Genomic DNA, 11,818 nt, shown 5'->3' with positions numbered 1-11,818 from the left:
GTGGATCTATGGCCTGCAGTACGTCGCCTGCGCGGCGGCGATGTAGGTCTGGGCAGCCTGCTGGGCCTGTGTCTCGCTCATCTGCGTTCCGGCCGCACTGGCTTCGACGCCGACGTTCGCGGTGACGTAGGTCGAGATCTCGTCCGCCGCCACACCCTGGGCCTGTGCGGCGCAGATGTAGTTGGCCGTCGAGACCGCGATGTCGCCGTTGCCTGCCGGCGTGATGCCCTGCTTCTTCAGCTCGTCGAGGAAGCTCTGACCGCGATCGTCGATCTGACTCTCGGTCGGGCCCGGGAAATCGTCCGGAACGGGTTGCGGCTGCTCCGGCGGCGCGGTGGCCGCCTCGCCCGGGCTCGTGGTCGGGGCGGCAGTGGTGCTCTCCGCCGCCGACGTCGTCGAACTCGTCTCGGTTGTCGTTGCGGCTGCTGTGGTGGTGCTCGTCGGGGCCCCGGTGGCCGTCGAGTCGTCACTTCCGCAGGCCACCAGCATCGAGCTCGCTGCCACGGCGAGTACGCCGAGAGACAGAGTTCTGGCCAGAGAGTTACGCGTCATCGATCGAAAATCCTTCGGTCGTCGGGTCGCAGGCGAGCGTACAGCCACGCTCTGAGAGAACTCTGAAGCCGTGACCGACTCCGAAGCACTCTCGAGAGGTCACGGCGCGATCGTCGCCACGCCGTCCTTGACAGTGATGATGCCGAACTGGAAGTTCTGCTGCTTAACGCCACCGTCGATATCGAACTGATCGCTGGTGGGGTAGCCGAGGCGGCCGCCCTCGTAGCCGACCGATCCCCAGGCATCGAAGATCGGACCGTACGGGGTGGACCAGGCACCGCTGAGCGGGCTCCAGTAGATGTTGCCGGTCTCGAACTGGTTGAACCGTCCGCCGTCTCGGATCGGGCCGAGCTCGTTGGACTTGGGGAACCCGAGAGGTCCACTCTCCCAACCCAATTCACCGTACTTACCGAGAATCATGCCCTGCACAGAATGGACTCCTGCATCGGGCGAGGTGTAGATCGCACCGATCTCGAATCCCTGAACCGACCCGGGCTTGTTCGGAGTCACGACCTCGTCGAGCACCGGGTAGCCCAGGGGCCCACCCTCGTAGCCCTGGGCTGCCCACTCGTCGAGCACGGCTCCCTTGACCACGTGCGCTCCGGTCTGCGGCGTGAAGTAGACCATGCCGTTCTGGAAGGCGTTGAACCGTCCACGACCGTCCGGGGTACCGATCTCGCCGGTCTTCGGGAACCCGAGTGCACCCTCGGGGCCCTTGTTGCCCTGGTAGATGCCACCGATCGCTCCGGCGACGACCTGCGCGCCGGTGTCGGGGGTGAAGAAAACTCGGCCGAACGTGAAGTCCTGAGCGCGTCCACCTGCGACGTTGTATTCCTCGGTCAGGCACGGTCCGAGCCACGAGTTGGCTCCGCTGGCGTTGCCGATCATTCCGGCAGCACTGCACGCGGGCTTGTCCACCTCGACACCGAGCGCGGTGGCGAGCTGCGGCCACAGCTGGTGCAGCTCGAACTGCCAGTACGGCCACGAGTGCGTGCCCGACGGCCGGTAGTTCACCTGAGCCGGGATACCGAGCTGATTGAGCTTGGTGGCGAAGGTCTGCGAGGTCAACCGCGACAGGATCTCGAGGCCCATGCCGGCGTAGTTGGTGCTCACACCCGGAATGGGCGACGGCTGATCGTACGGTCCGGTGGAGCCGTTGCCACTGGAGATGTAGAGGCTGACGCCCTTCAGCTTGTCGGCGAGCAGGTACGGATCATGTTGTGCCCACAGGGAATTGGACGGCGACCCCCACATGGCGCTTGAGTTGTAGCCGCCGGCGTCGGTCATTGCGTACTGGATGGCCTGCGGCATGCCGAGCGAGGTGGTGGTCAGGATGCCCGAGAGCGAGCCGGCGAACTTGAAGAAACCGGGGTTACGCGCTGCAAGGAACATCGCCGAGGTGCCACCCATCGACAGACCCACGACGCCGCGGGTGTCGGTGCTGCGCCAGTCCTTGGCCAGGATCGGCGGGAGCTCCTTGGTCAGGAACGTCTCCCACTGGTAGTTCTTGCCGTTGTCCTGGTCGACCCAGTCGGAGTAGAAGCTGGACTGGCCACCGATGGGGAGGACGACATTGACGTTCTTGTCGGCGAAGTACGACTCGGCGTCGGTCTCGGCCGTCCAGCCGTTCTCCTGATCGGTCGCGCGCAGGCCGTCGAGCATGTAGACCTGCGGGAACGTCGCCTGCGGGTTGATGTTCCAGTCACGGGCGAGCAGCAGCTGAACCTGGATCGGCGTACCCATCGAGGGCGACTGGATCCACAGCGCGACGCGGCGATCGGAAAGCCAGTCCACGGACGTCACCGTGGCGCCGGAGGTCTGGGTGTAGGCGGGTCCGGCGTGTGCAATCGGAGCTGCGGCCGCAACCGTCGTCGTCGCGAAGGGGATCATCAGCGCGGAGGCGACGGCCAGTGCTGCTGCCGCTCGCCCGGCCCGTGTGCCGGCCGATGGGATTCGACCGAACCGAACAAGCCCAGTGCGCATGATGGTGACTCTCTTTCGACGTGAACTCTCGAAGGTCTCGTTAGGAGACATGCTTCGTATGTCTTTCTACACGTGCCGGATGGCGACGGACAGCAGACGCGCTGTGACTGATGGTGCGATTGTGAACAGAGGTGATGGATTCGATCCCGCCGAAACCGAAGAATGCCGCCCTGCGTTGGTGCGCAGGGCGGCATTCTCCGAGCATCGATTACCTGTCGAGATCAGGCGTTGAGCGCGTCCAGGATCTGGGTGCGAGCCTTCCACAGCTCGGCTCCCCAGTACGGCCAGGCATGGATTCCGTTCGACGGGAAGCTGTACGTGGCCGGGATGCCGAGAGTGTTCATCCGGATCTGGAATGCACGGGTGTTGGCGAGCGAGAGCGCCTCGAGAGCCATGCCGTTCGCCGTGTTGTAGAAATCGATCGGCGCGGCAGGATGGTCGAACTCGCCGGGCAGACCGCTGGCCGCCGAGATGTACAGCGACAGGCCCTGCAGACGCGGTGCGAAGACGAACGGGTCGTTACGCAGCCACGCCGGGTTCCACGGCGGTCCCCACATGGAGTCGACGTTGAAGCGACCTGCGTCGAGCATCGCAACGCGGATGGCCTCACGCATACCGGGCGCGGAGATGTTCAGGTAGCCCGAGAGCGAGCCGGCGAACTTGAACTGATCGCGGTGGTACGCCGCGAGCGTCAGAGCCGCGGAACCACCCATGGACAGTCCGAGGACACCGTTGTTGCTGCGCGAGACACCGTAGTTCTCGAGGAACGCCGGGAGCTCCTGCGTCAGGAACGTCTCCCACTTGTAGGTGACTTCCTGGCCGTTGAAGTTCGACGAGGTGTACCAGTCGCTGTAGAAGCTGGACTGACCACCGACGGGCATGACCAGGGTCACGTCGTCGTTGGCGAACTGGTCCTGCGCGTTGGTCTCGAACGTCCACGCGTTGCGGTCGTCGCGGGCGCGCAGGCCGTCGAGCAAGTAGAGAGCAGCATTTCCGCCACGAGCGGCCCACTGAACCTGAACCTTGATGGGGCCCATCTCGGACGGAACGATCAGGTCCTCGCGTCCACCGGCCGGAGTCTGGTGCACGACGGACGCCGGTGCCGCAACAGCGACGGCTCCGCCGACCACACCGGCTGCGATGGGCAGAACGAGCGCTGCTGCGCTGACGCCGAGCAGGCGCTGACGCCAGCGTGAGGAGGCCTTCGGTGTACTGCTGAGGCCGGCAAATCGCATGGAATGGTGCTCTCTCTCATCTACGCGGTCTCCGCTGTCGTAGCGGCCCCCGGCAATCGAACAGGGCGAACTGGTGGCCCCGTGAGGCCGAGGTGGAGCTGGGGATGCTGACAAGACCGAAGCCTCGAGAAGCTGAGGTTCTGCTGAGAACAGGAGAACCGCTCGATGGAGGTTATTCCATCGAGCGGTTCCAAGGCAAAACTGTGATCAGCGTCGCAGTTTCATCTCGCCGTTTCCCCGAAACAGGAGACTATCCTGCGTCGTCCCCGCTGAACAGCCCTGAAAAGTCGTGAGTTGTCACTAGGGGCCGAAAAGCGGGCGAAACGACCGAAACGTTGTGCGGCCGGTCAGTTACCGATGTTGGCGCTGAGGTCCGGAGCCATGACGCGAATCTGCTCGCCCCAGTAGCCCCACTGGTGGGTACCGACGGCCGGGAACGCGTAGGTGACGTTGTTGGCACCGATACTCGCCATGCGGATCTGGAAGGCGCGGCTGTTCGCCAGAGCGATGGCCTCGAGGCCCATGCCGTTGGCGGTGTTGTAGTAGTCGATGAAGCTCTGCGGGCGATCGAGTCCGCCGGGCAGACCGCTACCTGCGAATACCCAGACACGCGTTCCGTTGTCGCGCAGACGAGGTGCGAAGACGAACGGATCGTTGCGCAGCCACGCCGGATCCCACGGCGGTCCCCACATCGCGTCGATGTTGTAGCGACCGGAGTCCAGCAGCGCCAGACGCATCGCTTCGCGCATGCCCGGTGCCGAGATGTTCAGGTAGCCGGACAGCGAGCCCGCGTAGCTGAACTGGTCGGGGTGGTACGCGGCGAGCGTCAGAGCGGCCGAGCCACCCATCGAGATACCGATGACACCGTTGCGGTTGGGGTTGAAGCCCCAGTTGGCGCGCAGGTTCTCTCGCAGGTTCTGCGTCAGGAAGGTTTCCCACTTGTAGGTGGTCTGCTGACCGTTGAAGTTCGACGGTGCGTACCAGTCGGAGTAGAAGCTCGACTGTCCACCGACCGGCTCGACGACGTTGATGTTCCACGAGGCGAGAACTGCTCCGGCGTCGGTCTCGTGCTCCCAGCCCGAGATGTCCGTCGTGGCGCGCAGACCGTCGAGCAGGTAGACGACGCGGTTGGTGTTACCGTCCGCTGCCCGCCACACCCGGCTCTTGATCGGGCCCATGCTCGAGTCGGTCCAGACGTCGATGGCATTGCCGTCGAAGGCCGCGTTGGCAGTTGCGCCACCGCCCGCTACAGCCAATCCCAGTGGGAGGACCACCGCCATCAGCATGGACGTGGCGGCGCGGCGTCCCCATGACCCCGCTCGCTTGTCCGCCCCACGCTCATCCACGGACCGGCTCTTCCATCTACCCAGCATGCACTCGACCTCTCAGCTGCTTCGTCGTCACATCGGTTACGCAATCAACGCTTGATCTCGCAAGTTCATCATGTCTGTCGATCGGCCGTACAGGTCGTTCGCATACACATCCTTCGCACATATCGCGCGAAGTACGACCGCCGTTACACGATTGAGATAGCTCATCTTGGCGTCGAGATCTATTCGGCGCAACCCGGTGACTCTTTCGTGTCCTGACATCTAATTATCGGCTTTCAATATCGGAGCCGGAAGATCACATCGCTGTATTTCGTACTTGGGCACTCGGTCGAATCGATATCCCGCGTAGAAGAACGAGCGTTTGAGATTCCGGACGAACAATTGCTTCGTCAACGGCGCTCGATACGACGCCATCAATTCCTCGGTATCGGGGCAGGTCAGTGCCACCTGAGCTTCGGTGACCCAGTCCTCGTCCATGTACCAGGGGAGGTACGGGTGGATCCCGACGAGTCCGAGGTCGGCCACCACCCAATCCGGGTACAGGTTCTTGTCGTGCCCGATCCGGCCGTTCTCGAGCCGCTCGGTGTGCGACGCCAACGGGTACGCCAGTCCCATCTGATCGATGACCCGCACGTCGAGGCCGACGTTCATGCTGGTCATTCCCAGGTTGAGGAAGTAGACGGTGTGACCGAACCCACCGTCGGGGATGGGCAGCGGCGGCGGGACGACGTCCCAGTAGGTGAACTGCGCCGACGGCAGCAGCAGGCCACCGTCCGGGGTGTCCTCGATCGCCTCGACCATCGCGCGCATCCGCGGGTAGTCGAGATAGTCCGAGGCGAGAATCGGATGGGCGTGCCCGGTGTTGAGCGAGTAGAAGGCACGTTCGTCGACGATGCCGCTTCGGCCGACGATCGAGCCCTGCGGCATCCCCGTCGTATTCGCGGCCGCGACGGCCCAGACGACGATGCCGACCCACACGAGAACATCGGCGACGAATACCGCAGTCGCCCGGTCTGCAGACCAGCGTTTCGGTAGGGCAACGGGCAACACCGAAATCGGCAACAACAGCGTGAACAATGCCGGTAACAACGTGCGCCCGTGCATGAAATCGCCGCCGACACGAATGGCGTACACGGCGAGGACGAAACCACTGATCAATGCGAACACGACGACGGCAGTGGGCGTCCTCAGCGCCGCAAGCCAATCGTGGAGCGACCGTGGCACGGACAGCCGAATTCGCGACACCGACAGCGCCGCTCCGACCACAAGAAGCGCGAGAGGCAACCACAGCAGGTACGGCCCCACCAGGTTGGACAGGTACGCGAATCCCTGCGACCACTTGGCTCCGCCCGCATCCTTCGATACCGCGGTGTTGGGGTACGGCAGGCCGTAGTACCCCATACGCCAGATCTGGTAGAGCACCGGAACCGCTCCGGCGACGGCGAACACCCGGATCCTGGACAGCCAGCTCTGCGGAGCCAGGAAGATCATCGCCAGCGCGAACACGGCCACGATGGACAGTTCCGGACGCACCAGCGGGCCGAGACCGGCGAAGAAAGCCAGCCCGAGCAGTTCGACGCCACCGCCGCGGCGCTGGCCCCAGCGGACCATCAGCAACCACAGCGTCGCCAGCCAGAAAATGACCAAGCAGGTCTCGAGCCCGGACGTTGCGAAGTCGCGGGCGGGGGGAACCGCGATGTAGACCAGGACTCCTGCGGGGAGGAACAGAGTCCGCGTCGCGGTACGACCCTGAAGGGCGAACGTGCCGATCATCGCGATGACGACGGCAGCGGTGGACAGGACGAGTGCGATCGTCAGAACCACGTACTCGAGGCGTCCGTCGCTCAACCAACTGCCCGCGTACACGAGGTAGGTCCAGATGGTGCTGGTGTTGGTCTCGACGCGCTCGCCCGCGTTGAACACCGGGCCGTTGCCGGCCAGCAGGTTGCGGACGGTGCGCAGCACGATCAAGCCGTCGTCGGCGATCCAGCGGCGCTCCCACGCACCCCAGAGGAACAACGCTCCGGTGACCACGGCCCCGACCCAGAAGACGGGCCTGGTGATCGATCCCCGAGCGGAGTCCTCCTCCCGCGTATCTCGCTGGTCAGGCGAGGTAGACAGCGACACCAACCACTCCGATCCACGCTATGGCGAGTAGCTGCAGAACCCTGTCTCCCAACGCGATCTCTTCGGGTTCGCCTGCCTCGCCGCCATCGACATCCACTGCGTATCGCAGGATTGCGATGGTAAACGGAATCATCGAGATGGCGAACCAGTTGGCTCCCGTGCCCGCATCCTCCTGGAAGGCCCAGAGACCGTAACAGATGACGACGGCCGTCGCCGACAGCGTCCAGACGAATCGCAGGTATGTGGTGGTGTAGTTCTCGAGCGATTTGCGGATCTTCGCCCCGGTTCGCTCGGCGAGCTGCAGCTCGGCGTACCGCTTACCGGCCGCCATGAACAGCGATCCGAACGCCATGATCAGCAGGAACCACTGCGAGAGCGGGATCGAGGCAGCGACGCCACCGGCGATGGCGCGGAGCAGGAAGCCGGACGAGACGATGCAGATGTCGAGCACGGCCTGGTGCTTGAGGCCGAAGCAGTACGCCAGCTGGACCGCGATGTACACGCCGATGACCAGGGCAAGCTTCCAGTTGGCGATGAACGACAGTCCGATGGCCAGGCCGAGGGACACGACGGCCATCCCGTAGGCGACGTTGACCGGAAGGACACCAGCAGCGATCGGACGGAACCGCTTGGTGGGGTGTGCGCGGTCGGCCTCGACGTCGAGCGCATCGTTGACGAGGTAAATGCCCGAGGCGGCGAAGCAGAACACGATGAACGCGAGCGCGACGGACAGCAGCACGTCGCGATCGGTGACCGAGCCTGCCGCCAGCGGCGCAGCCAGTACCAGGACGTTCTTGACCCACTGACGCGGACGAAGCGCCTTGACGATGCCGTCCGCCAGATTCTTCGGCGGTGCGCCTACGGGTGCGGCATCCTCGCTCATTTGTCTCCTTCGAACTTCACGACGGCCGCAGCCGTCAACGCGCCGAGTGCCGATCCGGCCAGCACATCGGTGGGGTAATGGACTCCGAGCACCAAGCGCGAGAGCAGCATGGGTGGGACGAGGACCGCCGGTAACGGTAGCCCGGTCACCCGGCCGAGGAGAACCGCGGCCGCTGTGGTGGATGTCGCATGCGAGGACGGGAAGCTCAGCTTGCTGGGCGTCGAGACGTTGATGCGTACGGCCGGGTCGTGGGGGCGCGGCCGCCGCACGATGCGCTTGATGACGATCGACGCGGCATGCGAGCCGACGGCCCCGACGGCCACCGATGCCCACTGACGCCGACGCGGCGCGTCCAGTGCAGCACCGATTCCGGCGATCGCAACCCAGCCGAGTGCGTGCTCGCCGAAGTGCGACATGCCACGCGCGACGGTGATCGCGCCGGGTGCGCTGCCGACGGTGCTCTGCACCTTCTCGAGGATTCGGACTTCCGTCGGCACCTCGGTCTGGCCTTTACGCCTGGTAACGAAAGACACGTTCCCACGTTTCCTTACTGGTCAGGTGCGGCACGGCATCACGGTATCGAGCTTTGAGTGCGGGGAATTCGGCTGCCAACTGCTTGCGCAACGACAGTGCTTCCTTGAGCAACGCGGCGGCCTGCGCGCGGTCGCGCTTGCGGTAGACGACGCCCCGGCCGTCGGCGGTGGTGACGGTGACGCCGTCGACCTGGGAGAGCAGGAACCAGCGCGCGTCGAGAGTCGGAACGTTGAGCTGCGGACGCTCGTGATGCTGCTCGTGCGCAGGCTTGACGTTGTGCAGCAAGCCCTTTGCCAGACGACGGACCTTGGAGATCGGGTTGCTCGGCAGGCCGACGGCTCCGACTTCCTCACCGGATGCGAGCGGCAACTCCGTGGAACTGCCGACGACGACGGCGTCCGGGAATTCCTTGCGCAGTGCGTGCACCGTCGGCAGCGCCGTGGGCAGAATCTCGAGGATGTGCTCGGGACCGGCCAGGAAGTCACGGATCGCGAGGTTCTGAATGGCGACCGTCGAGTACTCGAGGCACAGCAGGTGCTTGACGGTGGCCTTGATGGTGTCGAGCACCAGGCCTTTGCCGTCGCCCGGCATGTGCAGGGACGCGACCACGAGGCGGTTGCGCAGGTGGAAGTACGCCTGCCAGTCGATGGCGTCGTCCTTGTCGCTCCACGCCATGTGCCAGATCGCCGCACCCGGCAGAGTCACGGTCGGGTAGCCGGCGTCGCGTGCGCGCAAGCCGTATTCGGCGTCGTCCCACTTGATGAACAGGGGCAACGGCTGCCCGAGTTCCTCGGCGACGACACGCGGAATCATGCACATCCACCAGCCGTTGTAATCGACGTCGATGCGGCGGTGCAGCAGCTTGCTGGTGCGCAGCGGGTCCTCGGAGAAGTCGTGGTCGTATTCGACGTTCTGCGCGCCGGTCCACATGAAGTTGCTGCGGTCGATCACTTCACCCATGACGTGCAGGTGACTGCGCGCCTGCAGGTTCAGCATCTGGCCGCCGACGAGCGTGGGCACCTTGGCGAATCGCGACATGGCCAGCGCGCGGAGGATCGAGTCGGGCTCGATCTCGATGTCGTCGTCCATGAACAGGATATGTTGGCAGGCAGTGTTGTTCAGCGCCTCGTACATGATCCTGCTGTAGCCGCCGGACCCGCCGAGGTTGGCTTGGTCGTGGATGGCGAGTCGCCCGCCGAGGGCTGCTGCGGCCTCGTCGAACCCGGGCTCGTCCTTGGCCTTGCGGGTGCCCTGATCCGGCATGATGACGGCCTGGATCACGTCGAGAACCAACGGATCCGAGCCAAGGGCCACAAGGGCTTTGACAGCATCGGTCGGGCGGTTGAACGTGGGGATGCCGACGGCAACCGTGGCCTCGCCCGGTGCCTCGATCGGGGCGTACCAGCCCGCGCTCTCGAGCACCACCTCGGAATCGGAGGTGATGTCGAACCAGATCCAGCCGCCGTCCTCGAACGGACCGAGGTCGATCAGAAACTCCTGCGCCGCATCGCCGTCCACGGCTTCACGGCCCTCGACGTGGATGCGCGACGCGTCGGCCTTGGACCGGTAGACGTCGATTCGGCAGTGTCCGGAGACCTCGACGCGCAGCACCACCGACTTCAGGATGCTGTAGCGCCGCCAGTAGCTCGCCGGGAAAGCATTGAAATAGGTACAGAACGACACCTCGGACTCGGAGCCGATCGTGACCGATGTCCGCGAGAGCGAGTGTGCCCGTTTGGCATTGGTGAGCGCTTCTTCGAGGTACAGCGTGCGCACGTCGAGCGGCTCGCCCGAGCGGGGCAGCAGTACTCGTTGCAGCAGTGACTTGCCGAGCACCGGGGCCACGTCGGCAACACCGTCGGCGAGGAGATGTTTGGCGGTCACTTGTCGCCTGCCAGGGGTGCGCCGGTCTCGAAGTGCGGGGCCAGAGTGTTGTCGTACATGTTCAGTGCGCTGGCGATCGCCATGTGCATGTCCAGGTACTGGTACGTCCCGAGTCGCCCACCGAAGAGCACGCCGCTGGAGGCTGCTTCGGCCTTGGCACGATCGCGGTATGCCTCGAGCTTGCTCCGGTCGTCGGGAGTGTTGATCGGGTAGTACGGCTCGTCGCCGCTCTTCGCGAAGCGGGAGAACTCGCGCATGATGACCGTCTTGTCGGTCGGGTACTCGCGCTCGGGGTGGAAGTGACGGAACTCGTGAATACGAATGAACGGCACGTCGCCGTCGTTGTAGTTCATCACCGGCGTGCCCTGGAAGTCACCGGTCGGCAGCACCTCGGTCTCGAAGTCGATTGTGCGCCAACCCAATTCGCCCTCGGAGTAGTCGAAGTAGCGATCCAGTGGGCCGGTGTAGACGATCGGGGCGTTCGGGCTCTCGGCCACGATCTGCTCCCGCACGTCGAACCAGTCCGTGTTCAGCCGGACCTCGATCTTCTCGTCGGCGGCCATCTTCTCGAGCCACGCGGTGTAGCCGTCGACGGGCAGTCCCTCGTAGGTGTCGTTGAAGTAGCGGTTGTCGAACGTGTAGCGCACCGGCAACCGGGTGATGTTGCCCGCGGGCAGATTCTTCGGATCGGTCTGCCACTGCTTGGCGGTGTAGTCCCGGATGAACGCCTCGTACAGCGGACGCCCGATCAACGAGATCGCCTTCTCCTCGAAGTTCTGCGCATCCTTCGAGTCGAATTCGTTGGACTGCTCTTCGATGAGAGCCCGCGCCTCGGCCGGCGAGAAGTACTTGCCGAAGAACTGCGAGATCAGGCCGAGGCCCATCGGGAACTGATACGACTGGCCCTTGTGCAGAGCGAAGACACGGTGCTGGTAGCTCGTGAAGTCGGTGAACTGGTTGACGTACTCCCAGACCCGCTTGTTCGAGGTGTGGAACAGATGCGCGCCGTACTTGTGGATCTCGATGCCCGTCTCGGGCTCGGCCTCGGAGTACGCGTTGCCACCCAGGTGATGCCGACGATCGAGCACAAGAACACGCTTGCCCAGCTGGGACGCCGCCCGTTCGGCCACGGTCAGTCCGAAGAACCCGGATCCGACGACGATCAAGTCGTATCGGCCGGTCGCGGAGGCGTCGGAAGAGGTGGTCTCGGAGCTCACAGCAGTCACGGGCAACCAGGGTATCCGACGATCGTGACCGCTCTACCCCACCAGGCGTCGGTCGGCCGGTCG

9 protein-coding genes are annotated in these 11,818 nt (G+C 64.6%); all 9 read right to left on the bottom strand.

What is annotated here, in order from left to right; translation table 11 throughout:
- Window positions 1–6 precede the first annotated feature (6 nt).
- The 9 genes from CH286_RS09745 to glf all read right to left on the bottom strand — a co-directional run bounded on the left by CH286_RS09745 (window position 7) and on the right by glf (window position 11,755).
- Entirely contained in the window at window positions 7–552 is a 546-nt protein-coding gene (locus CH286_RS09745) for a DUF732 domain-containing protein (RefSeq protein ID WP_032405396.1), read from the bottom strand.
- A gap of 99 nt (window positions 553–651) precedes the next feature.
- Entirely contained in the window at window positions 652–2,535 is a 1,884-nt protein-coding gene (locus CH286_RS09740; RefSeq protein WP_441347108.1) for an alpha/beta hydrolase-fold protein, read from the bottom strand.
- Window positions 2,536–2,756: 221 nt separating this feature from the next.
- On the bottom strand, window positions 2,757–3,770 hold the full coding sequence (locus tag CH286_RS09730) for an alpha/beta hydrolase (RefSeq protein WP_052058606.1): 1,014 nt from the start codon (window positions 3,768–3,770) through the stop codon (window positions 2,757–2,759).
- 347 nt (window positions 3,771–4,117) lie between these two features.
- Complete coding sequence (locus CH286_RS09725; protein WP_371828289.1) at window positions 4,118–5,143, bottom strand: alpha/beta hydrolase; 1,026 nt, start codon at window positions 5,141–5,143, stop codon at window positions 4,118–4,120.
- Between the two features lie 219 nt (window positions 5,144–5,362).
- Window positions 5,363–7,228 carry a flagellar motor control protein ZomB gene (gene zomB / locus CH286_RS09715; RefSeq protein WP_094609046.1) on the bottom strand — a complete coding sequence of 622 codons (1,866 nt, stop codon included), beginning with the start codon at window positions 7,226–7,228 and terminating at the stop codon, window positions 5,363–5,365.
- Window positions 7,206–8,111, bottom strand: coding sequence for a decaprenyl-phosphate phosphoribosyltransferase (locus tag CH286_RS09710; protein WP_032405400.1), 906 nt, complete (start codon window positions 8,109–8,111; stop codon window positions 7,206–7,208). The genes zomB and CH286_RS09710 overlap by 23 nt, the downstream gene beginning before the upstream one ends.
- The gene (locus CH286_RS09705; RefSeq protein WP_170944675.1) at window positions 8,108–8,644 is read right to left on the bottom strand and encodes a phosphatase PAP2 family protein; all 537 of its coding nucleotides are present in this window, start codon (window positions 8,642–8,644) and stop codon (window positions 8,108–8,110) included. The genes CH286_RS09710 and CH286_RS09705 overlap by 4 nt, the downstream gene beginning before the upstream one ends.
- Window positions 8,622–10,529, bottom strand: coding sequence for a glycosyltransferase (locus tag CH286_RS09700; protein WP_032405402.1), 1,908 nt, complete (start codon window positions 10,527–10,529; stop codon window positions 8,622–8,624). The genes CH286_RS09705 and CH286_RS09700 overlap by 23 nt, the downstream gene beginning before the upstream one ends.
- Window positions 10,526–11,755, bottom strand: coding sequence for a UDP-galactopyranose mutase (glf, locus tag CH286_RS09695; RefSeq protein WP_052058605.1), 1,230 nt, complete (start codon window positions 11,753–11,755; stop codon window positions 10,526–10,528). Before glf ends, CH286_RS09700 begins: the two co-directional genes overlap by 4 nt.
- Window positions 11,756–11,818: the final 63 nt, after the last annotated feature.

The sequence above is a fragment of the Rhodococcus sp. WWJCD1 genome, assembly GCF_002258735.1.
Classification (GTDB): domain Bacteria; phylum Actinomycetota; class Actinomycetes; order Mycobacteriales; family Mycobacteriaceae; genus Rhodococcoides.
The sequence above is the reverse complement of the archived record's forward strand: the minus strand, read 5'-3'. Positions and strand labels throughout refer to the sequence as shown.